Raw genomic sequence first — 22,643 nt, forward strand, 5'->3', positions numbered from 1 at the left:
CTATTCAAATATGAAAAGGCCGTTATCAATTATGAATTATTTAACACAAAATTTCACACCCCAAAAGAGTAATCTAATTTGCTGATTTTTAAACTAGCCAAACGATGCTATAATTTTATCTACAATCACCTGCGCCAGCTTTTCCTTGCTTTGATGGGTCCATCCTGCGATATGAGGGGTTACGATTACTTTTTCTGAGTCTAAAAGATATTGCAGATCTTCATTTTCTCTTGTGCTGAGCGAGGTCGAAGTATCTAATTTTTCAAAAGAAGCTTTCTCATATTCTAAAACATCAAGACATGCACCTTTTACCTTTCCTGACTTCAACGCTTCAACTAAATATTTCGTTTCTACATTTTTTCCTCTTGCCGTATTCACAAAATAGAACTCATTTTTCATTTCATTAATAAACGTTGAGTCAATTAAATAATGAGTTTCATTTGTCATGGGAATATGTAAGCTTAAAACTTCTGCTTTTTGTTTTAGCTCTTCCAAAGAAACCTGCGTTGCAAATTCATCTGAAAGACCCGGAAGAATATCATGAAAAATCACCTTACAGCCGAAACCCGAAAGTCTTTTTGCGGTAGCTTTTCCCATATTTCCATAACCGATAAGACCAACTGTTTTCCCCAACAATTCATCACCACGGTTTTCTTCACGCAGCCAAATTCCTTCTTTCACTTCATTTGAAGCGATGAAAAGACGGTTCATTAGAATCAATAACATTCCCACCATATGCTCGGCAACAGAATCTCTGTTTCCTTCAGGAGAATTAATCAATTGAATTCCCAATCTTTCAGCAACAGGAATATCAATATTTTCCATGCCCGCTCCTACTCTTGCAATGAATTTTAGGTGAGTTGCTTTTTCTAAAAAGTTTTCATCTAAAGGAATTCTGCTTCGAATAATTACCCCATCATAATTTTGAATTTTATCACAAACCTCATCATATGAAGACGTAAAATCTTCTTCTAAAATAAAGTTTTTAGCTAAAAGCTGTTCTGTAATAAGGGGATGGTTTTTATCTAAAAGAAGGATTTTCATAGCTTAAACATTTAGAATCAAAAAAATAAATGCTTTTAAGTTTGCAGAGGCATTACACTCAACAAAATTAAAAGCATTTAAGATATAAAACAATTATTTATCCGTTTCTGGTTGTGGCTGTTCCTGGAACAATTTTTTAAGCTCCACAGAATCCGAAGGCTTCATTCTTCCGGAAAGAATTAAAGAAAGTTCTTTTCTTCTCAATGCTGCAGCATAACGTTCTTTTTCAACATCAGTTTCCGGCTCCATATCTGGAATTGGGATTGGTCTGTTGAATTCATCAACCGCCACAAAAGTGTAAATACCTTTATTGGTCTGAATCTTTTTGTGATTAATCGGATCGTCTAACCAAACATCTACATAAATCTCCATCGATGTAGAAAATGCACGAGAAACTTTAGATTCCATTACAACAATACCTCCTTCCGGAATAGGATGGTCGAATGAAACATGGTTTACAGAAGCTGTCACCACTCTTCTTTCGCAATGTCTGGTTGCCGAAATGGAAGCACAACGATCCATTCTTGCCAACAACTCACCTCCAAAAAGATTTCTAAGCTGGTTGGTATCATTGGGAAGTACGATATTGGTCATTATCGTCAAAGATTCTGACGCTTTTTTTATTTTTGCCATTTTTTTGATTTACTTTTACTGGAATTGGGTTTCCAAGTTTTTGCAGCCTGTTTTATTGAATCTTTTCTTAAAGAATCCGCTCTAAAAGCTTTTACAGAATCTGCTTTTTTTATCTGCGCCGAATCTATTTTTACCAGCATTTTCTTTTCAATTCTCTTCGTTTTGGTTTGCACCGAAACATCATCAAAAGATTTTTTCCCGAAGAGAAGTTCCTGTTGAGTATATCCTACATACAATATCCCCAAAACCGGAATGATGAAAAGGAAAATCCAAAGAATAGATTTATTAAACTTATAATCTTTCTCTTTGTTTACAGGGCTCTCGAAAGATTCTCCTTCGTTGATATCAGAAAAACGAATTTCTTCCAAACCATAAAAATCCGGATGATCAGATTCCAGGCGATTTCCTTTGAAATGGAGCTGGCCGTCTTCAATAAAAACAGTTCCTAAATTCTGAATCTCCAAAACCTGCTCGGCCTGAAGTTTTTTCTTCCAAAAATCTGTCTGAATCTGCAATTCATTCTCCGCAGCTTCTTTTGAAATTGCTTTTTTATTGCTGATAAATCCTATCAAATCGTCAGATAAAACCTGATAATCAGAATGGAATGCTATTTTTGAAGAAGGAGGAAGAATACTTCCGTTTTCTGAGTTGATGACCGCTTTAGAATTTTCCAGAGAAAATACACCAAACTTTGGAACGGTAACGGTTCCAAATTGCTTCAGATAGTCTAAAATGTAAGCTGAAATATTCATTTGGTGGCAAATTTATGACTTTTTCGTGACTTTTTGAGAGATTTATTTATAATGTATAATAAGCAATAAGTTAAAAATTAAAACTAAAAAAGACTGCCGAAACAGTCTTTAAAAAATTTAATCTGAACTTTACTTGAAATATAATGATATGAAATGGTGTCGAATTTTAATTATTGGATTTTCCAGCTGATTCCGAACATGAAGTTGGTTCCTGCCTGAGAAAAATAAACAGGACCATTGTAAACGTAACCGTTGTTTACATATTTCTGATTAAAAATATTATTAACCAAAAGCTTTAAAGCAACCTCATGTTTTGCAATTTTAAAGTCATATTGCGCATTAAAATCTGTAAGAAGATAATCGGCAAGCTGTAAACTCTGAGTTTCTGTATTATCAAGATATTGCTTCCCTACATACTGATTCATCAATGCCAATTGGAAATTCTTAGTTGGGGTGTATTTCAGACTAAGATTGGCAATCAAATTGGGTGAAAAAGAAATTTCTGTATTCCCAAGCTCGGTAATTTCTTTTTTATTTTTAATTCTGAAATCAAGATTTCTGTTTTGGCTTACACTTACGTTTCCAGAAATCTCCCATTGTTTTGAAAGTTTTGCCAAAGCTCCAATTTCTAAACCTCTTCTGTAACTTTTCCCGGAATTGGTTCTGATAAACTCTCCGATATTACTGATCTGCCCATTCAGAACCAGCTGATTCAGATAATACATATAATAAAGATTGGCTGTAAAAGCGACTTTTCCAAATTGCTTTTCAATTCCTGCTTCAAAATCATGTAGTTTTTCTGATTTCACATCATTGTTTGATATTAGATCATCACGATTGGGCTCGCGTTGCGCATGAGCATAAGAGAAGAAAACTTTTCCGTTTCCTAGTTTATAATTAACTCCTGCTTTTGGATTAAAAAATAACCAGTTTTCATTAAGATTAGCGCCTTCTCCATCACCTTCCATTAATATCTTTGTATCATAATCAATATTTCTCAACTGAAGATCTCCAAAGAATTCAAAATCATTCACTTTGATTAATGCTTTGGCAAAAGCTGCAACTTCAGTTTTCACCGAACGATTACGGTAATATTCATATTCATCAATATTTGGAAAATACACTCCGGTAACATTCCCATAATGTCTTCCGTAATACTGATTTCCAACCAATCCGAAATTCAAATCTAGATTTTCAAATTTCCCATACAAAGTAGAAACCAAGCCATAAAAATCATTATTCAACCATTTTTTTCTGATAAAATCGGTTTGATTTACAGGAGCTCCATTCAATTCGAATACCGGAAGATTGTAATTGGAATAATGTGTTGCTTCCTCATCTTCTTCGTTTACTCTTACGTAATTTTCATAAAACCCTCTTCCTTTAGTATAATGAAGAGTCGTTTCAAGATTCCAGCGTTCGTTGATGTTTTGTTCCCATAAAAACTGATAATGATTTTGTCTGTAATTATCGGTTTCGTTATCATAAAATTTTTCCTCGCCTGTAAAAAGATCTGTATACTGACCAGAATAGTTCAGTTTAGGAGTTGTTTCCCAGGTTTGCCTGTCGATTCCGTTCCAGGCCTGATACGTTTTTTCTTTTCCTCCAAAGGCCATCAAGCGAAGTTTTGTTTTTCCTTCTTCAAATAAGGCTGTGAAATTGTAAGAATTTAAATCTGAAAAAGCTCTGTCTATATACCCATCAGAATGAATATATGAATATCTTCCCATCACAGAAAGACGGTCTTTCCAGAATTTACCGGAACCTACTTCAGCTGAATATTTATAAGTGTTAAATGACCCGTAGCTGTCATCTGTTTTAATATAAAATTTTTCTTCAGGCTCTTTAGAAATCACATTGATACTTGCGCCAAAGGCAGAAACTCCGTTATTGGAAGTCCCCACACCCCTTTGAATCACGATTTGTGAAGCCGAGCTGGTAAGATCCGGAACATTAACAAAGAAAGTTCCCTGGCTTTCAGAATCGTTGAACGGAACACCATTCATCATCACATTAATCCCTCTCCCGGCAACTCCACGAATCCTAAATCCCGTGTAGCCGACTCCGTTTCCGGCATCAGAAGTAGAAATAATTGAAGTTTGATTTTTTAAGAGAATAGGAAGATCCTGCCCGAGATTTCGTCCGTCAAGATCTTTCTGTACATTGATGATTTCTTTAGCAACGGGAAGTCTTCTGGTAAAGTTGACGGCTTCAATTTCTCTGATTTTCAGAGAATCATTATTTAGAGTTTGAGCAAAACTCAATGAACTTGCGGTAAGCCCTAAAAAAAATAATCCTTTCATTCTTATAAATTTTAAAAATTTAATGGAATAAAAGGGGCGACTATATTTATAATCGATAAATTATGATTGATAAGTGATTTAATTTATAGTTTATCATTTATCATTCATCAATTATAATGAATGTTTCCCTAAACAGCATTACCCGTTCCAGGTTCATTGGGTATAATCTCAGCCCCGACTGGAGCACCCCTTTATTTCAGCGGCAAAATTACTAAAAATATGTGAATTAAAAATATTTTGATTTGGGATTTAATTTCACACTAAAACTAATAAGATCGGTTGTAAGAATCTATATAATAATAATTTTTATCATCTTTTGTGACTTCAAACATTTTCCCCAATTTCCAGCTGTAATTTCTTTTTATATCTGAATATTCAAATGGAATAATGATTTTGTTATTAACATCAATTACACCAAATTTATCGTTATACGTTGCTATGATCATAGGATTCGACGTGTCGTCGCCCTCCAAAATGTAAAGATACTGGTAACTTGGATAAATGGTAAACTGATTGCGGTCTGATGGATTTTTAAACTTCGAATCTTCGATAATTCCATACTTTCCACTAAGAATATAAGCATGAAACAATGCTTTTTTCAATTCTTGCTGGCATCTTCCCAGATCATTACTATTATATTGGTAAACTCTTTTTCCTGATTTATTAATTCTAAACGCAATACCGCCCTTTTCTACAGTAGCAAAATCTCCGCTTCCGAACTTTTTAACTTTCTCGTTAGGCGAGTTTAAAAGATTACAATCTTCACCAAAAAACATCACCAAATCATATTCCGGCTGAATTATAAATTTCCCTTTTTGATTGACAAACCCGGATTTTCCGTTCTTTTTTTGCGGAATCAGCAATGGCAACTCCTCATTAACTACTGGAAGTTTTGTTACAGTATTTTTAACAATATTTGATTTTACAGCTTTTTTAGATACACTTACATTGCTTTTTTTCAAAGGTTTAGATTGCGAAAAAGCAAAAACAGAACATGTTATCAAAAAACCCAACTTCAATTTCCTTAAAATCATTGTATGTTTATTTTGTGTCAAAAATAGAAAATATAAAATTCATATTTATAAAGAATCTAAATAATTTCAACCTTACAAAATAGTAAAATTTCGTAAATTTGGAAACATTTTCAAGTGTTTAATAACGGAAAACTAAATTTTGAAGATTTTTTTGATAAATCTAAAAAAATAACATCAGTTCTTATCTGTTAAATTTTTATATCAGAAAAGATTTTCAATAGACAGCTTCAATTTCCGATAACAAACTTAGAAAGATTTACGAATAAATCGTCAAACTATTTGAAAGTGATGCGTATTAGGAATCTCATTACATCCCGAAGGCGCATTTAAAATGAAAAGACTTCTAGAATTATGAATATTTATCAGGATTACATCCAAGAAATCGAAGAAAGAAAAAATCAGGGGCTTCACCCAAAACCAATTGACGGCGCAGATCTATTAAGCGCAATTATTGAGCAGATTAAAGATACAGCAAACGAATATAGAGCTGATTCTCTTAAATTTTTTATTTATAATACTTTGCCGGGTACCACAAGTGCTGCAGGCGTAAAGGCTAAGTTTTTAAAGGAAATTATTCTTGGCGAATCTGTGGTTGAAGAAATTACTCCAACTTACGCTTTCGAATTACTATCTCATATGAAAGGCGGACCTTCAATTGGGGTTTTACTTGATTTAGCTTTAGGAAATGATGAGGCAACTGCAAAACCGGCTGCTGAAGTTCTTAAAACTCAGGTTTACTTATACGATGCTGACACAGCACGTTTGAAAGCATCTTTCGAATCTGGTAACGTAATCGCTAAAGATATTCTTGAAAGCTATGCAAAAGCAGAGTTTTTTACTAAACTTCCGGAAGTTGCAGAAGAAATTAAAGTAGTAACATTCATCGCTGGTGAAGGTGACATTTCAACAGATTTATTGTCTCCCGGAAATCAGGCACACTCTCGTTCAGACAGAGAATTGCATGGGAAATGTATGATTACCCCTGAAGCTCAGGAAGAAATTAAGGCTTTACAGGCAAAACATCCTGATGCAAGCGTAATGCTTATCGCAGAAAAAGGAACAATGGGAGTTGGTTCTTCTCGTATGTCGGGTGTAAACAACGTTGCACTTTGGACAGGGAAACAAGCAAGCCCTTACGTACCATTCGTAAATATCGCCCCGATTGTAGCGGGAACAAATGGTATTTCTCCAATTTTCTTAACAACTGTTGATGTAACCGGAGGTATCGGAATTGACCTACAAAACTGGGTGAAAAAAGTTGACGAAAACGGAAACCCTCTTCGTAATGAAAATGGCGACATTGTTTTGGAAGAAAAATATTCTGTTGCTACAGGAACCGTTCTTACCATCAACACCAAAGAAAAGAAATTATACAACGGAGATGTTGAATTGAAAGATATTTCAAAATCATTTACTCCTCAAAAATTAGAATTCATCAAAGCGGGTGGTTCTTACGCCATTGTTTTTGGTAAAAAAATTCAAACTTTTGCTGCAAAAACTTTAGGAATTACAGCTCCTGCAGTTTTCGCTCCTTCTAAAGAAATTTCTATTGAAGGACAAGGTTTGACGGCTGTTGAAAAAATCTTCAACAGAAATGCAGTAGGTGTTACTGAAGGTAAATTATTACACGCAGGTTCAGACGTTCGTGTAGAAGTAAACATTGTTGGTTCTCAGGACACGACAGGTTTGATGACTTCTCAGGAATTGGAATCTATGGCAGCAACCGTGATTTCTCCGATCGTAGACGGAGCTTATCAGTCTGGTTGTCACACTGCTTCAGTTTGGGATAAAAAAGCACAGGCTAATATTCCTAAATTAATGAAATTCATGAACGATTTCGGAGTGATCACAGCTCGTGACCCGAAAGGTGAATATCATGCAATGACAGACGTTATTCACAAAGTTCTTAATGATATTACGGTTGACGAATGGGCAATCATCATAGGAGGCGACTCTCACACAAGAATGTCTAAAGGTGTTGCTTTCGGAGCCGACTCCGGAACTGTAGCTCTTGCTTTGGCAACAGGTGAAGCTTCAATGCCGATTCCTGAATCTGTAAAAGTAACTTTCAAAGGTGATATGAAAGAGCATATGGATTTCCGTGATGTAGTTCACGCAACTCAGGCTCAGATGTTGAAGCAATTTGACGGAGAAAATGTTTTCCAAGGTAGAATTATCGAAGTTCACATCGGAACACTTCCGGCTGACCAAGCGTTTACATTCACAGACTGGACTGCAGAAATGAAAGCGAAAGCTTCAATCTGTATTTCTGAAGACGATACTTTGATTGAATCATTGGAAATTGCGAAAAGCAGAATCCAGATCATGATTAACAAAGGAATGGATAATCACAATCACGTTCTTCAAGGTCTAATTAACAAAGCAAACAAGAGAATCGAGGAAATCAGAACTGGTGACAAACCAGCGTTGACTCCGGATGCTAATGCAAAATATTATGCAGAAGTAGTTGTTGACCTAGACATCATCGTTGAGCCAATGATTGCTGACCCGGATGTAAACAATGACGACGTTTCTAAAAGATACACTCATGATACCATCAGAGACCTTACTTTCTACGGCGGTGAGAAAAAAGTTGACCTTGGTTTCGTAGGTTCTTGTATGGTTCACAAAGGGGATTTGAAAATCGTTTCTCAGATGTTGAGAAATCTTGAACAGAAAAATGGTAAAGTAGAATTTAATGCACCATTGGTTGTAGCGGCTCCTACTTATAATATCATTGATGAATTAAAGGCTGAAGGTGACTGGGAATTATTAGAAAAATATTCCGGTTTTGAATTTAATGATAGTGCTCCGAAAGGTGAGGCTCGTACTCAGTATGAAAATATGATGTATCTTGAGCGTCCAGGTTGTAACCTTTGTATGGGTAACCAGGAAAAAGCTGAAAAAGGAGATACTGTTTTGGCAACTTCTACTCGTCTTTTCCAAGGAAGAGTTGTGGAAGATTCAGAACGCAAAAAAGGTGAATCTTTATTAGCATCGACTCCGGTTGTTGTATTGTCTGCAATAATTGGAAGAATTCCAAATATTGATGAGTATAAAGCAGCAGTTGAAGGTATCGATTTAACGACTTTCGTTCCATCTATCAAAGAATTGGTTACCGTTGGTCACTAATAGATTTTAAATTGTAGTCGAAAGACTATTTCAAATAATTAAAATGGAAGATTTCTTTTTGAAGTCTTCCATTTTTGTTTAGAATGTTTCCATTTAAGAGCAACTTAAATTATTTTAACTTATGTCAACGATTCAAATTTTATTTTTCCTTAACTTGATAGGTATAAATAATCTCAATCATTCATCATATTTATCTCATCTTATGGATCAGAGGAATAGTATTTGATGAATGAATTATGGTATATTTTTTCCTTCTTAAATCTAATTTAAAGAATAGGAAAACTTATGAAAAAATAGAAAAATTAAATTAAGATATGACTTTCGACATTGACATGATCAAAAAAGTGTACGAGCGTTATCCTGAAAGAATTGCTGCAGCAAGACAAATTACAGGAAAACCATTGACACTTTCAGAAAAAATTCTTTACACACACTTGTGGGAAGGAAATGCAACACAAGAATACGAAAGAGGAAATTCTTACGTGGATTTCGCTCCGGACAGAGTTGCAATGCAGGATGCCACTGCGCAAATGGCACTTTTACAATTTATGCAGGCTGGAAAAGCTAAGGTAGCCGTTCCTTCAACCGCTCATGCCGATCACCTGATTCAGGCAAGAGTAGGTGCAGAAGCAGATTTACAGGAAGGAATTAATAAAAACTCTGAAGTTTTTAACTTTTTAAGTTCGGTTTGTGATAAATACGGTATCGGTTTCTGGAAACCGGGAGCCGGAATTATTCACCAGGTTGTCTTAGAAAACTACGCATTTCCGGGAGGAATGATGATCGGAACTGACTCTCATACGGTAAACGCAGGAGGTCTTGGAATGGTTGCCATTGGAGTTGGTGGTGCTGATGCGGTAGACGTAATGGCAGGAATGGCTTGGGAATTAAAAATGCCTAAATTAATCGGTGTAAAATTAACCGGAAAAATGTCTGGCTGGACTTCCGCTAAAGATGTTATTCTAAAAGTTGCCGGAATTCTTACCGTAAAAGGAGGTACCGGATGTATCGTAGAATATTTTGGAGAAGGAGCAGAATCTCTTTCAGCAACTGGTAAAGGTACAATCTGTAACATGGGTGCTGAAGTGGGTGCCACGACTTCTACTTTCGGATATGACGATTCTATGAGAAGATACCTTGCTTCTACCGGAAGACAGGACGTTGTAGATGCAGCCGACAAAATTGCTGAACATTTAACGGGTGATGCTGAAGTATATGCAAACCCTGAACAATATTTTGATCAATTAATAGAAATTAACCTTTCTGAATTGACTCCACATTTAAACGGACCTTTCACACCAGATTTGGCAACACCTGTATCTGAATTTAGAGAAAAAGCAATCGCAAATGGGTGGCCGATAGAAGTTGAATGGGCATTAATTGGTTCTTGTACCAACTCTTCATATGAAGATTTGTCTAGAGCAGCTTCCATTGTTGAAGATGCAGTAGCAAAAGGGGTAAAACCAAAAGCAATTTTGGGAATTAATCCGGGTTCTGAGCAGGTGAAATTCACAGCAGAAAGAGATGGTTTCCTAGATTCTTTCAGAAAGTTTGAAAATACAAGAATCTTTACAAACGCTTGCGGACCTTGTATTGGGCAATGGGACAGAGAAGGTGCTGATAAAGGTGAGAAAAACTCTATCATTCACTCTTTCAACAGAAACTTCGCGAAAAGAGCTGACGGAAACCCTAACACTCACGCATTCGTAGCTTCTCCTGAAATGGTTGCTGCTATTGCAATTTCGGGAAGATTAGATTTCAACCCAATTACAGATACGCTAATCGCTGAAAACGGAGAACAAATAAAACTGAATGAACCAAGCGGCTCTGAATTACCACCAAAAGGATTTGCGGTGGATGATAACGGTTATCAGGCACCATCGGAAGACGGATCCAGTGTTCAGGTCAATGTAAGCCCAACTTCAGACAGACTTCAGTTACTTGAAGAATTCCCGGCTTGGGACGGCAAAAATATTACCGGTGCACGAGTTTTAATAAAAGCTTTCGGAAAATGTACCACCGACCATATTTCTATGGCGGGACCTTGGTTGAAATACAGAGGTCACCTCGATAATATTTCAAACAACATGTTGATCGGTGCCGTAAATGCCTACAACATGGAAACCAACCACGTTAAGAGTGAATTAACTGGTGAATACGGTGAAGTTCCGGCTGTACAAAGAGCTTACAAAGCCGCAGGAATTCCTACGATTGTTGTCGGAGACCAAAACTACGGTGAAGGTTCTTCCAGAGAACACGCTGCAATGGAGCCTAGACATCTTGGTGTAAAAGCAGTCTTGGTAAAATCATTTGCCAGAATTCATGAAACAAACCTTAAAAAACAGGGAATGTTGGGAATTACATTTGCGGATGAAGCTGATTACGATAAAGTTCAGGAAGATGACGTTGTAAATTTCCTAGATTTGGATCAGTTTGCTCCGGGAAAACAGTTGACTTTAGAATTCATTCATACAGACGGAACTAAAGACATTGTTATGGCAAACCATACCTATAATGCTCAACAGATTGATTGGTTTAAAGCTGGTTCTGCTTTGAATTTAATTAAACAACAGGAAAACTAATTTTAGTTTTTTAATATATACAAAAAGCAACTTCACATGAAGTTGCTTTTTTATTTCAGTTTATCTAAAAAATTCGTTCTATACATTTCTCCGATCGGGATTTCTTGTTCAGAATTTATAATTATCTTCTTCGAATTCAAGCTTTTCACTTTATCTACATTTAAAATAAAAGACTTATGAACCCTTACAAACTTCGCCGGAAGCTGATTTTCGAGCGATTTTAAAGTATCTAAAACAATGTATTCCTGAGATTCGGTTTTGATGTTGACATAATCTTTAATACTTTCCACATACAGAATGTCGTCAAAATTAATACGATGTTGGTGACCGGAAGATTTTACGAAGAAATGACCGAGTTCACTAGCTTCTGCTAAAGGGAAACGCTCCCGAGCCTTCAAAACACTTTTATTAAAACGATCGAAAGAAATCGGTTTTAAAAGGTAATCAACAATATTGTGATCATATCCTTCCAAAGCGTATTCGGAATATGCGGTCGTAAGAATATATTTCATTTTATTACCAACAATTTTCATGAAATTGATTCCCGTTAATTCCGGCATTTGAATATCCAAAAAAACAAGATCTGTAGCATTTTTCTGAATAAATTCTAAAGCTTCAATTGGATTTTCTGACGAGAAAACAAGCTCAAGAAACGGAATTTTCTCAACATAATTTTCGAGTAGCGAAACAGCCAATGGCTCATCATCAACAATAATGCATTTAATTTTCTTCATTCTTCAGATCAATCTTTAAATCTACGGTAAAATCCGTTTCAGTTTCAATTATTTTCAGTTCGTATTTTTTAGGGTATAAAATTTCAAGCCTTTTTCTTACATTTTCAATCCCGATTCCGGAAATAACGTCTTTCATCTTCTCTTTTTTGTAATTTAAAAGATAAAAATGCAGAACTTTATTGTTATCTGAAATTTTCATTTCAAAACCTTTATTTCTAAAATCTCCATGTTTGAAAGCGTTTTCAACAAACGGAACTAAAAGCATTGGCGAAATGTTGAGTTTCGGATGTGACAGCTTTTTTTCAACATTTAATAATTCAGGATTTTTAATTCTCAATTTTTCTAAAGCGATTAAACTGTCTAAATATCCGACTTCTTTATCTAAACTAATAAAATCTTTCTCAAGATCTTTTGTGCTGTATCTTAACAATTGTCCTAATTCTTCAATGGCAGGCAACGCTTTATCTGAATTTTGATAGACTAAAGCATAAATATTATTTAAAGTATTAAAAATAAAATGCGGATTGATTTGTGTTTTTAAGGCCTGAAGTTGCGAATTTTTATTTTCTTCAATTAACTGACGCTTTTCTCTTTCTGTTTTTAATGCATTATTCAATAACCAAATTAAAGTAGCCACAAAAATAGCATTGTAACTGAAGAAAATATTATCATAAATATAGTAAACTAACGTTGTTTTCTCATTATAATTTCTAAAACCAAAAATAATAGGAAAAAGCACCTCTTCGATAGAATATCGTAACAAACTAAAAAACAAAATTATACTTACAATCCCGCCAATGATTGCATACATTTTCTGCTTCTTATATACAAAAGGCATTAAAATGAAATAATTAGCATAAAAAGTTACCAGATTAACGAATAGAAAAGAATAACTTAAAATATAACTTTGAAGTTCTACATTTGAATCTTCCGGTACAAATGCAAATCTAAATTGGTAATAAATAAAAAATAACCAATATAAAAGATGCAAAAAGATGATTTGCTTTTTTTTCATTTTAATTCTTTGTCGTTAACGATGATTGCTTGAGAAGAGTAATAATGCAAATATATAGAAACCGGAACTGTATTTCTGTTCTCTAATTTCAACGTGCTTTTTTTAGGCAGTCTGTATTTAAATTCAGACTTACCCAAAACTTCAGAAGGTATTTTCAGCCCAGAAACTAAAGCTATCTTTTTATCCGAAAGATTTTTTATTTCTAAAGTTACTGGCGCTTTTACTTTATTAATGTTAATGCTTTCGTTCGGAGCAATCGTAATTGTTTTCCAAACATCTACCCTATGATTGGCAAAGGATTGCATCAAAATGAAACTTAAAACGAGAATTATATTTTTCATTCACCAAAAATAAATACAATAGCATAACCAGACTTTCCAAAATCTACAAACACTCTTTTTTTCCGATGAAAATATTTTAAACTGATATATTTTCCACTTGATCGAAACGCTGTTTTATCAAATCGTGGTGAAATCTAAATTTGTAAAAAATATTTAAAACAAATTATTATGAAAACATCAATATTAATCGTGTTAATTACAATGTCAACATTCTTATTCGGGCAGAAAAAACCTTCAGAATATTTTCCTGATCCTAAGACCAAAGTCTTGGTTGTCGGTTCATTTCATTTTGACTATCCCAATCAAGATGCGCATAAAACAAAAAAAAGTGACCAGGTAGATGTTTTAGAACCCCAAACAGCCGCTGAAGTAACAGAACTTGTTAATTACATTAAAAAATTTAAGCCTACAAAAATCGCCATTGAAGCTTGGTCAGATTGGAAAGCCAACGAAAAATTAAAAGAATATAAAGACGGGAAATACAGAGATCAAAGAGACGAGCGTTACCAACTGGCAATGCGCATCGCAACAGAACTTAAAATTAATGAATTATACAGCATTGATGCGAATTCCGTTTTAGATGATTTTACAGAAAAATTTGGTAAGAGAGATTCAGTATATTTTAAAAATATGCTTAAAGATTATGATTTCTTAAGTGACGACCGTATTTCTAAGCAATACAATACTTTTATTAAAAATACTGAGCGAAAAAACTTCAAATCTCTTCTTGATATGTTCAAATATATGAACAGCAAAGAATATCATCAATACGAATATGGAGCGTATTTGACAGGCGATTTTAAATTGAGAGAACACGACGGTGCAGATCTTCTAGCTCTATATTGGTACAACAGAAATCTTAGAATGTTCAGAAAAATACAGGACATTCCAAAAAATGCAGAAGACAGAATTTTGGTGATTGCAGGAAATGGTCATGCTACCGTTCTCAGACAGCTTTTTACCTCTTCGCCAGAATATGAATATGTTGAATTTTCAAACTTAGATTCAAAAAAATAATCTTTTTACCTCATCAATCTAAACCATTCATTTCTCATGAAAAAGACATTCATCATTGCTGTTTCCTTGTTATATATTTCTTCTTTTGCTCAAAAACAAGACACTTTACAACTGAAAACTATAGAATCTGTTACGATTGAGGGCAAGAAAAAACTTCTTCTTGAAAGAAAGGCTGACAGACTTATCTTTAATGTTGAAGCTTCTGTAGCTTCACAAGGAATGGATGGCGCAGAAACCTTAGCCAATGTTCCGATGCTGAAGGTAGACGAGAATTTAGGAAATTTATCCATTACCGGAAAAAGCAGTGTCAATGTAATGGTCAACGGAAGAATGCTGAATCTTTCAGGAACGAATCTTATTAATTATCTGAAAACGATACGCTCGGAAAATATTGCCAAAATAGAAGTAATCACTACTCCACCTGCAAAATATGAAGCTCAGGGAAACAGTGGATTGATCAATATTATCCTTAAGAAAAATCCAAACTTAGGTTGGAGTGGCTCAGTAAATACAGGATTGAACCAAAGGACATATTCAGGCGGAAATTCGACTGGGACATTAAATTATCAGACTGAAAAACTAAGCTTATCTTTAAAAACAAGCTATGCAGACGGAGCAAAGCGTTCAGAAGAAAACTACAGTATTTTAGGTGCTTCCCAAAATTACAGCCGTTCTGTAAGAAAAGATATGTGGAAAGAATTAACGCCTAACCTAAATTTTTCGTACAAGCTCAACAAAAACTCCGAAATCGGAATAGAATATATTTTTTCTCATCAGAAATCCGGGATGGATATTGTAAACGAAACACGAAATGTAAACACCGACTTATCCGCAGAAAATCTTTTAACAAAAACTTTTCACCGTGAAAAAACTCCAACTCATACTTTGAGTGCTTATTATGATTTGAAATTAGATTCGTTAGGAAAAAAATTGAGTTTTGCAGGAAACTTTTTTAAAAATAATTCCGATACAGATGTTAACTTTTCAACATTGAAATTAAGTAACAATTCACTTCAAAACGTTAATACAAAATCAATTGTTGAGCCACAGGTTTTTTCTTTGCAGGGAGACCTTGAACTTCCGTTTTCTTTTGGTACAATTGAGACCGGACTTAAATTTAATCAGTTTAAAAATGCTACCGATCTGCAATATTTTAACATCATCAACAATCAGTACATTCCGGATTTGCAAAGAGCCAATTTATTTGAATATCGAGAAGAAAATTATGCTGCGTATTTTAGTTATGCCAAAAGTTTTGGGGAACACTGGGAAACCAAAGCTGGGCTTCGTTATGAAAATACTCAGGCGCAAAGCTTTACTCCTTCAACAAACTTAGAAAACAAATACAATTACGGACAGTGGTTTCCATCGGCTTTTGTTTCTTATAAAAAAGATAAAAATGTCTTCAGCCTTTCTTATTCAAGAAGAATCAACCGACCGAGTATGAGCAATCTTAATCCTTTCAGGTGGTACGAAAATCCATATTCTTATTCTTCAGGAAACCCTTTGTTGACTCCTTCATATATTAATAATCTGGAATTGGGATATACTTACAACAGTAAATTTTCTGCAAGTATTTATTATTTGAAACTTAAAAATGGTTTCGGGCAAGTTGCTTTAATCGATGGACTTTCACAGATTGGGACTTATCTTAATTATTACAACAATAATTTTTATGGTTTTAATGCTTCTTATATAGATAAATTGTTCAAATTTTGGGAAACAAGTCTTTCACTGAACGGATCGCTCACAGATTCTAAAGTATATAACATCGAAGCTGAAACTCAGAAAGGGCATTCGATCAGCTATTCGATCAATAACACCTTTACAATCAATAAAAACAAAACAGTTTTCTTTTTTCTAAATTATAGTCAGGATTTACCTTATGAAAATGTCAATTCCTATTTTCATAATTTTTCTAATCTTACCTCCGGAATAAAAGTTTCATTAATGGAAAAACAGTTACAGATTAATGCTACTGTAACCAATGTTTTTGCCCAGAAATATCGTGGTGATATGTATTTCAAAGATAACAGCCAACATTTTAATAATTATTGGGATGGAAGAAGCTTCCGTTTAAACGTCAACTACACATTAGGAAATAATAAAAAGAAAAGGAGTACAAAAAGCATTAGTTTTGAGGAAAAAGACAGAGCGCAATAAAATTTTGTAACAAATAAGATTTTCTATCGTCTAACTGATTAGATTTACTCACATCATGAAGAAAACTTTATTTACTCTCTCATTTTTAGGTTCAATTTTAGGTTTTTCACAAGAAACCAAAGACAATAATGACAGCAAACTAAAAGAAAAGGAAATAGAAAGCGTTGTTATTACTAAAACTAAAAAAGCCGTTGAGCAAAAAGCAGACCGTACCATTTTTGACTTTTCTGAGCAGCCAAGCTTAAACTCAGGCTCGTTGATGGAAGGAGTAAAAAAACTTCCCGGTTTGGTGGTTTCGGATATGGTGGGAATGATGTATCAGGGAAAACCGTTGGATGTTTATATGGACGGAAGACCTTTAAACATTTCAAGCAATGAGCTGAATGCTTTTCTGGAAGGAATGCCCGCAAATTCTGTTGAAAGAATCGAAATCATTACACAACCGGGTGCCGAATTTCCTGCAACTTCCGGAGGTGCAATTTTAAATATCATTACAAGCAAATCAGCAAAAAATTATCTGACTGCGGTCTACAACGGAGGTTACCGTTTCTCAAGCTACGATAAGTACCGTAGCAGATTTAATAATTCAATCGCTTTAAACTCAAGAAATAAATGGTTTGGATGGCAGGTAAATTTAGGTCAATATTACCGTGAAAGTTTATCGCTTTCTGAATTGGATGCGCTTACCAGAAATCACTCCAATTCTTTAGGGCGCACGTATTATATGAATTCTGCTTTCACTTTTGAACTCGGAAAAGACAGATTATTACTAAACTACGACATCAATCACAACAACGGAAATGCAGATGTTACAAGTGACAATTTTTTAAATAATACGTCAACATCTAATTATACAAATAATAATGGTTTGAGACAGGAAGTTGCGGCAACGTATCAGAAAAAGTTTGAGGATAAAAATAAGAAACTTGATTTTAAAGCCATTTACACCAACAGTAATTCAGAATTTAACCAGTTTGGAGCTCAATCATTAAACAACTCTTCTCTATTTAATCTATATAATTTCAGAATTGATTATTCTCAACCTCTGAAAATTTTAGACGAAGGAAAGATGAGTTTTGGAGGATTGTATGATCAGCAAAATTTTGAGACGAAAAATGGAAGTCTTATTAATCTCGATTACACAAGACAAACCACTTCTGCCTACTTGGAGTTTCAGGCAACTTTGAAAAAGTTTGATTTCATCGCGGGAGCAAGAGCCGAAAACTATGACATCACAGGAATTACACGATTCTATGATAAAGGCATTTTAAATGAAAGCAATTTAAATCCATTCAAAAAATTTAAAGTTTTTCCCAATGCAAGTGTGCAGTATAATGTAATGAAACAGCTTTTCGTTAATGTCAATTACAACAAAAAAATTACTCTGCCAAGTGTTTCGCTCTTAAACCCAAATAACAATACTCTTATAACAGAAACAGTTACGTCTAGCGGTAACCCAAACTTACAGCCTACTATTTTCGACAATGCTGAAATTAAAATCAGCGCATTTGATTATGCTTATATCGGCTATAATACAAGCTGGGTAAAAGATCAGATTGTACAGAAAGTTTCCAGAGAAAACAATGTGATCAAGAATGAGCAGGTACAGGTGAACAGCATCAGAACGCATAACTTTAACTTCGGAATGCCTATTCCGTTTATGTTGTTTACAACACCTTTCAGCGAACTGATGAAATTTAATGTGAATCCTGATAAAATGAATTTACTCTATGTTTATACAGGTTATCAGGTTCAGGAAATGCCGGATATAAAGACAAAAGGATTCTGGATTTTCAGTTTAATGGGACAGTTTATTCTTCCAAAAGACATCAGACTTCAGGCAAATTATAATGTGATCCCAAAAGGAGGAAATTTCTATTATTTTCAAATTGAAAAACCTTTAAACAATGCTTTTGATTTGACGATATCTAAAAAATTTATGGCCGACCGTCTAAATCTTTCGTTGTATGCAAGAGATATTTTTAATCAGAATAAAAGTGTCATCGTGGCAAATTCTTTAGACGGAAAAGTATTTACTTCCAACAAATTCGACAGCAGAAGTTTCGGAATTACGGTGAATTATAAAATACCTACTAAAAATAAGCTGGCAAAAGAAGATCCGAATATGATTAAAACAACCAATCAAAGCGACAGCAACGGCGGGATTCTGCAGCAAGGACAATAATGTGTAAAAGAAAATTTATCAATAGAAACGGGCTTTAGTCCGTTTTTTTTATGCCTAATTTATTCAAAAAACAATTCACTTTTAAAATTGACAATAGTAAAACCACCCGTCAAAAATTCTTTTAATTTTCTCCACCCTTCAAAGGAGGGGAATTTTAACTTGTGAGATTTAGGTTTAAAAATCAATTGTCTGGAATCTCCAGTTTAAAGTGTCAATTAATGTTATTTGATTTAAATTTAATGGTAAATCCGTTATTATTTTCAAAGCTTGGTTTGCCATCATACTTCCTACAATTCCCGGCAATGCACCTAGAACTCCGAGACTATCGCAATCGGGAAGATCTTCATCAAAAGGAGATTCCGGGAAAATATCTCTTAAATTCTTACTTCCTTTATAATTAAAAATTGCGACCTGTCCGGAAAAGCCAAGAATGCTCCCGTAAACTAAAGGTTTTCTAAGCTTTACACAAGTATCATTAACTAAATATCTCGTTTTAAAATTATCAGAACCGTCAATAATGACATCAAATTGTGAAATAATTTCTTTAATATTATAATCACTAATGTTAGTTTCAATTCCTATAAAACTGACCTGATGATTAAGGTTTTTTACAAAGTCTTCCGCACTTTTTACTTTTGATTTCCCTACAGAACTTTCCTTATGAATGATTTGTCGGTTTAAATTATGCAATTCAACCTCATCAAAATCTGCAACGCCCAAAGTTCCAACTCCCGCCGCAGCCAAATATTGAATGACCGGACTTCCCAAACCTCCTGCTCCAATCACCAAAACTTTAGCATTCATTATTTTTCGCTGACCTTCCAAACCTATTTCTTCAATAAAAATCTGTCGGCTGTATCTTGAGAAAATATCTTCGTTTTTCATTTTTTTGATTTTATTTGAATCAGGTTGTTCGAGATTTGTTTTTAGCCTCACGTCAGTTCGAGTGTTTTTCGTAATGGAATGGAGAAAAATGTATCGAGAACTTTCATTAAGCAAAACTTCTCGATACGATTTTTTGCAAAATCTACTCGAAGTGACGTTCGTTATATTTCTGATAGAGTTTTTATTTTTAGATTGTTTAAAATTTCAACCTTTAAACCCCACTATACACAGAATCCCAATCTTTCATGATTGGATCATATCCTGCTTTTTTAATAATATTTTTAATTTCATCCATACTTCTTTCGTCACTCGTTTCAAATTGTTCCAAAGATTCTTTATCTACAGCATAACCACCTGGATTTGTTTTTGAAGCAGCACTCATCGCTGTTGCACCCAAGGAAATAATATGATCTCTAAATTTTTCGTTTTCTCTGGTTGAAATAGAGATCTCTAAGTCTTCATTCCAAATTCGGTACGCACAAATTAATTGGAGTAAATCTTTATCTGACATCATGAAATTAGGCTCAATAATTCCTTCTGCAGGTCTTAATCTCGGAAATGAAACTGAATATCTACTTTTCCAATATTGTTTTTGAAGATAATCGATGTGAAGTGCATTGAAAAAACTATCAATCCGCCAATCTTCCAAACCAAGCAAAACTCCTAATCCCATTTTATGAATTCCGGCTTTTCCAATTCTGTCGGGTGTTTCCAGACGAAAATTGAAATTCGATTTTTTTCCTTTAGGGTGATATTCTTTGTAAATTTCCTGATGATAGGTTTCCTGATAAACCAAAACAGCATTCACACCCGCATCATGAAGCTGTCGGTACTCTTCCTCCGACAAAGGCTGAACTTCAATCGAAATATTTGCAAAATGGGTTTTCAACAGACGAACAGCATTCAGAAAATAGTCAATTCCAACTGTTTTATTTGCTTCTCCGCTTACCAGCAACACATGATTCACACCCATTGATTTTAAAACTGTCGCTTCGATCATCAATTCGGTATCAGAAAGCGTTTTTCTTTTAATGGAATTATCTAAACTAAAACCACAGTACGTGCAGATATTCTGACATTCATTACTCAAATACAGCGGCGCATACAACTGAATTGTTTTTCCGAACCGCTTCTGAGTAAGTTGCTGCGTCATTTTCGCCATTACTTCTAATTTCTGAGCAGCAACCGGTGAAAGAAAGTTCAGAAAATCATCTATTGTTTTATTCTTTTTTTGAAGGCTGTTTTCCACATCAGACAATGTCACTTTTTCAAGTTTTACTTTCACCTCATTCCATTGGTATTTTTCAAAAAAATCTTTAAAACTCTTCATATAATTTTGTTTAAAATAACTTATAGATAGGATTTTATCCTATCCTTTATTAAATCGTCCCTTCGGGACTTTCTAATTCTTATTCAAAAGCCTCGTTTAATCAAACAAAAAAGAAGTCAGCGGACTTGATGCTTGTGCATGATTTCCAATAGCTCCCAAACCAGATTCAAAAGCTCTTCTTCCCCCAATTACGCCTTCTTTAAAAGCCAATGCCATATTTACAGGATTTCTTGCAACAGCAATTGCAGTATTCACCAAAACCGCATCAGCTCCCATTTCCATTGCTTTTGCAGCATCAGAAGGTGCTCCAATTCCGGCATCAACTACTACAGGCACATTACTTTGAGCAATAATAATTTCTAAAAAATCTAAAGTTCTTAAACCTTTATTTGTTCCGATCGGCGCTCCCAAAGGCATTACAACAGCTGTTCCTACATCTTCCAGACGTTTGCACAAAACCGGATCGGCATGAATGTAAGGCATCACGATAAATCCTAATTTTGCCAATTCTTCCGTAGCATACAATGTTTCGATTGGATCAGGAAGCAAATATTTTGGATCAGGATGAATTTCCAGTTTCACCCAATTGGTTTCCAAAGCTTCTCTTGCCAATTGCGCTGCCAAAACCGCTTCTTTAGCAGTTCTTGCTCCCGAAGTATTCGGTAAAAGGTGAGATTTTGTAGGTTTTAAAGCATTCAACAAATCATCTTCTGAAGATTGCGAATCGATTCTTTTTAAAGCCATTGTCACCAGTTCACTTCCCGACGCAATGATAGAATCGGTCATTTCTGAAAAATTTCCGAATTTTCCGGTTCCTAAAAATAATCTCGATTCAAAAGTTCTGTCTGCTATAATTAATGGTTGATTGTTCATTGTAAAACTGTTTTAAATTCTTTGGTAATAGAAGGTTGATTGGTGATTTGCCCCGAAACAGCGACTCCGTAAATTCCGATTTGTTGTAAGAGTTCGATGTCTTTCAAAACCACTCCGCCAATGGCGAATATCTTTGGTATTTCTAATGATTTTGATCGTAATCCTTCAATAATTTTTTGATATCCTTCAAAACCCAAAATCGGACTTAGCTGCTCTTTCGTTGAAGTAAAACGTAAGGGTCCCAAACCTATGTAATCGCATGATTCATTCATTCTTTGCAAAACATCTGAAATGGAATTTGCCGTTCCGCCGATAATTTTATTTTTTCCTAAAATTTGTCTTGCAATTTCAATCGAAATATCTTTTAAACCCAAATGAACACCGTCTGCATCAATATCTTTTGCAATCTGAGCATGATCGTTGATAATACAAACTGATTGATATTCTGAACACAGCAGTTTTGAATTTTCACAAAGCTCAATAAACTCATTTTCGGGAGCATTCTTCCAGCGAACCTGAATCCATTTTATGCCGTTGTCTAAGGCTTTTCTTATATTTATTTCCTGTTCGGCTATTGTAAAGCCTTGAGAAATATATTGTAGTTTTTCCATTTTTAAATT

Annotated in this window: 17 protein-coding genes and 1 riboswitch; of the genes, 5 read left to right on the plus strand and 12 right to left on the minus strand. The window is 34.6% G+C overall.

Going from position 1 to position 22,643, the window contains the following annotated elements:
* Positions 1-93 precede the first annotated feature (93 nt).
* The 5 genes from OH814_RS12555 to OH814_RS12575 form a co-directional block, all read right to left on the minus strand.
* Entirely contained in the window at positions 94-1,044 is a 951-nt protein-coding gene (locus tag OH814_RS12555; RefSeq protein ID WP_308828375.1) for a 2-hydroxyacid dehydrogenase, read from the minus strand.
* A 93-nt stretch (positions 1,045-1,137) separates the two neighbouring features.
* The gene (locus OH814_RS12560) at positions 1,138-1,677 is read right to left on the minus strand and encodes an acyl-CoA thioesterase (protein ID WP_076561967.1); all 540 of its coding nucleotides are present in this window, start codon (positions 1,675-1,677) and stop codon (positions 1,138-1,140) included.
* Positions 1,665-2,429, minus strand: coding sequence for a hypothetical protein (locus tag OH814_RS12565; protein ID WP_308828376.1), 765 nt, complete (start codon positions 2,427-2,429; stop codon positions 1,665-1,667). The genes OH814_RS12560 and OH814_RS12565 overlap by 13 nt, the downstream gene beginning before the upstream one ends.
* Positions 2,430-2,599: 170 nt before the next feature.
* A complete protein-coding gene (locus OH814_RS12570) occupies positions 2,600-4,732 on the minus strand; it encodes a TonB-dependent receptor plug domain-containing protein (RefSeq protein WP_308828377.1) in 2,133 nt (710 codons plus the stop codon).
* A 107-nt stretch (positions 4,733-4,839) separates the two neighbouring features.
* A riboswitch (TPP riboswitch) is annotated at positions 4,840-4,933 on the minus strand.
* Positions 4,934-4,998: 65 nt separating this feature from the next.
* Complete coding sequence (locus tag OH814_RS12575; RefSeq protein ID WP_308828378.1) at positions 4,999-5,766, minus strand: WG repeat-containing protein; 768 nt, start codon at positions 5,764-5,766, stop codon at positions 4,999-5,001.
* Positions 5,767-6,117: 351 nt separating this feature from the next.
* Here OH814_RS12575 and OH814_RS12580 point away from each other — a divergent pair, with 351 nt between their 5' ends.
* Together OH814_RS12580 and OH814_RS12585 are read left to right on the plus strand one after the other, a co-directional pair.
* Complete coding sequence (locus tag OH814_RS12580; RefSeq protein ID WP_308828379.1) at positions 6,118-8,898, plus strand: bifunctional aconitate hydratase 2/2-methylisocitrate dehydratase; 2,781 nt, start codon at positions 6,118-6,120, stop codon at positions 8,896-8,898.
* Between the two features lie 314 nt (positions 8,899-9,212).
* Positions 9,213-11,480 carry an aconitate hydratase gene (locus OH814_RS12585; RefSeq protein WP_308828380.1) on the plus strand — a complete coding sequence of 756 codons (2,268 nt, stop codon included), beginning with the start codon at positions 9,213-9,215 and terminating at the stop codon, positions 11,478-11,480.
* Between the two features lie 50 nt (positions 11,481-11,530).
* Here OH814_RS12585 and OH814_RS12590 read toward each other — a convergent pair whose 3' ends face one another.
* The 3 genes from OH814_RS12590 to OH814_RS12600 are packed head-to-tail and all read right to left on the minus strand — an operon-like array spanning position 11,531 to position 13,570.
* Positions 11,531-12,214: a LytTR family DNA-binding domain-containing protein gene (locus tag OH814_RS12590; protein ID WP_308828381.1), complete on the minus strand. Its 684-nt coding sequence runs from the start codon at positions 12,212-12,214 to the stop codon at positions 11,531-11,533.
* Positions 12,201-13,229: a histidine kinase gene (locus OH814_RS12595; protein WP_308828382.1), complete on the minus strand. Its 1,029-nt coding sequence runs from the start codon at positions 13,227-13,229 to the stop codon at positions 12,201-12,203. The genes OH814_RS12590 and OH814_RS12595 overlap by 14 nt, the downstream gene beginning before the upstream one ends.
* Complete coding sequence (locus tag OH814_RS12600; protein WP_308828383.1) at positions 13,226-13,570, minus strand: hypothetical protein; 345 nt, start codon at positions 13,568-13,570, stop codon at positions 13,226-13,228. The genes OH814_RS12595 and OH814_RS12600 overlap by 4 nt, the downstream gene beginning before the upstream one ends.
* A 168-nt stretch (positions 13,571-13,738) precedes the next feature.
* Between OH814_RS12600 and OH814_RS12605 the strand changes: the two genes are divergently transcribed.
* From OH814_RS12605 to OH814_RS12615, 3 genes are read left to right on the plus strand one after another with little or no spacing between them, the layout of a single operon-like run.
* The gene (locus OH814_RS12605) at positions 13,739-14,587 is read left to right on the plus strand and encodes a DUF5694 domain-containing protein (RefSeq protein WP_308828384.1); all 849 of its coding nucleotides are present in this window, start codon (positions 13,739-13,741) and stop codon (positions 14,585-14,587) included.
* A 36-nt stretch (positions 14,588-14,623) separates the two neighbouring features.
* Positions 14,624-16,750, plus strand: a complete 2,127-nt coding sequence (locus OH814_RS12610; RefSeq protein ID WP_308828385.1) for a TonB-dependent receptor domain-containing protein — start codon at positions 14,624-14,626, stop codon at positions 16,748-16,750.
* 55 nt (positions 16,751-16,805) lie between these two features.
* A complete protein-coding gene (locus OH814_RS12615; protein ID WP_308828386.1) occupies positions 16,806-18,935 on the plus strand; it encodes an outer membrane beta-barrel protein in 2,130 nt (709 codons plus the stop codon).
* Between the two features lie 174 nt (positions 18,936-19,109).
* Here the strand turns inward: OH814_RS12615 and OH814_RS12620 are convergent, their stop codons facing one another.
* The 4 genes from OH814_RS12620 to thiE all read right to left on the minus strand — a co-directional run bounded on the left by OH814_RS12620 (position 19,110) and on the right by thiE (position 22,634).
* On the minus strand, positions 19,110-19,820 hold the full coding sequence (locus tag OH814_RS12620) for a HesA/MoeB/ThiF family protein (RefSeq protein ID WP_308828387.1): 711 nt from the start codon (positions 19,818-19,820) through the stop codon (positions 19,110-19,112).
* A gap of 211 nt (positions 19,821-20,031) precedes the next feature.
* On the minus strand, positions 20,032-21,150 hold the full coding sequence (gene thiH / locus OH814_RS12625; protein ID WP_308828388.1) for a 2-iminoacetate synthase ThiH: 1,119 nt from the start codon (positions 21,148-21,150) through the stop codon (positions 20,032-20,034).
* 96 nt (positions 21,151-21,246) lie between these two features.
* Positions 21,247-22,023, minus strand: a complete 777-nt coding sequence (locus OH814_RS12630; protein ID WP_308828389.1) for a thiazole synthase — start codon at positions 22,021-22,023, stop codon at positions 21,247-21,249.
* Positions 22,020-22,634 (minus strand): thiamine phosphate synthase, encoded by a 615-nt coding sequence (gene thiE, locus OH814_RS12635; RefSeq protein WP_308828390.1) that lies wholly within the window; start codon positions 22,632-22,634, stop codon positions 22,020-22,022. Before thiE ends, OH814_RS12630 begins: the two co-directional genes overlap by 4 nt.
* Between the last annotated feature and the right edge of the window lie 9 nt (positions 22,635-22,643).

The sequence above is a fragment of the Chryseobacterium sp. CFS15 genome, assembly GCF_031118795.1.
GTDB lineage: Bacteria > Bacteroidota > Bacteroidia > Flavobacteriales > Weeksellaceae > Chryseobacterium > Chryseobacterium indoltheticum.

Bases quoted from the DNA above. Each gene is read 5' to 3' on its own strand.
- OH814_RS12555 (WP_308828375.1), bottom strand. From the start codon at position 1,044: ATGAAAATCCTTCTTTTAGATAAAAACCATCCCCTTATTACAGAACAG.
- OH814_RS12560 (WP_076561967.1), bottom strand. From the start codon at position 1,677: ATGGCAAAAATAAAAAAAGCGTCAGAATCTTTGACGATAATGACCAAT.
- OH814_RS12565 (WP_308828376.1), bottom strand. From the start codon at position 2,429: ATGAATATTTCAGCTTACATTTTAGACTATCTGAAGCAATTTGGAACC.
- OH814_RS12570 (WP_308828377.1), bottom strand. From the start codon at position 4,732: ATGAAAGGATTATTTTTTTTAGGGCTTACCGCAAGTTCATTGAGTTTT.
- OH814_RS12575 (WP_308828378.1), bottom strand. From the start codon at position 5,766: ATGATTTTAAGGAAATTGAAGTTGGGTTTTTTGATAACATGTTCTGTT.
- OH814_RS12580 (WP_308828379.1), top strand. From the start codon at position 6,118: ATGAATATTTATCAGGATTACATCCAAGAAATCGAAGAAAGAAAAAAT.
- OH814_RS12585 (WP_308828380.1), top strand. From the start codon at position 9,213: ATGACTTTCGACATTGACATGATCAAAAAAGTGTACGAGCGTTATCCT.
- OH814_RS12590 (WP_308828381.1), bottom strand. From the start codon at position 12,214: ATGAAGAAAATTAAATGCATTATTGTTGATGATGAGCCATTGGCTGTT.
- OH814_RS12595 (WP_308828382.1), bottom strand. From the start codon at position 13,229: ATGAAAAAAAAGCAAATCATCTTTTTGCATCTTTTATATTGGTTATTT.
- OH814_RS12600 (WP_308828383.1), bottom strand. From the start codon at position 13,570: ATGAAAAATATAATTCTCGTTTTAAGTTTCATTTTGATGCAATCCTTT.
- OH814_RS12605 (WP_308828384.1), top strand. From the start codon at position 13,739: ATGAAAACATCAATATTAATCGTGTTAATTACAATGTCAACATTCTTA.
- OH814_RS12610 (WP_308828385.1), top strand. From the start codon at position 14,624: ATGAAAAAGACATTCATCATTGCTGTTTCCTTGTTATATATTTCTTCT.
- OH814_RS12615 (WP_308828386.1), top strand. From the start codon at position 16,806: ATGAAGAAAACTTTATTTACTCTCTCATTTTTAGGTTCAATTTTAGGT.
- OH814_RS12620 (WP_308828387.1), bottom strand. From the start codon at position 19,820: ATGAAAAACGAAGATATTTTCTCAAGATACAGCCGACAGATTTTTATT.
- thiH (WP_308828388.1), bottom strand. From the start codon at position 21,150: ATGAAGAGTTTTAAAGATTTTTTTGAAAAATACCAATGGAATGAGGTG.
- OH814_RS12630 (WP_308828389.1), bottom strand. From the start codon at position 22,023: ATGAACAATCAACCATTAATTATAGCAGACAGAACTTTTGAATCGAGA.
- thiE (WP_308828390.1), bottom strand. From the start codon at position 22,634: ATGGAAAAACTACAATATATTTCTCAAGGCTTTACAATAGCCGAACAG.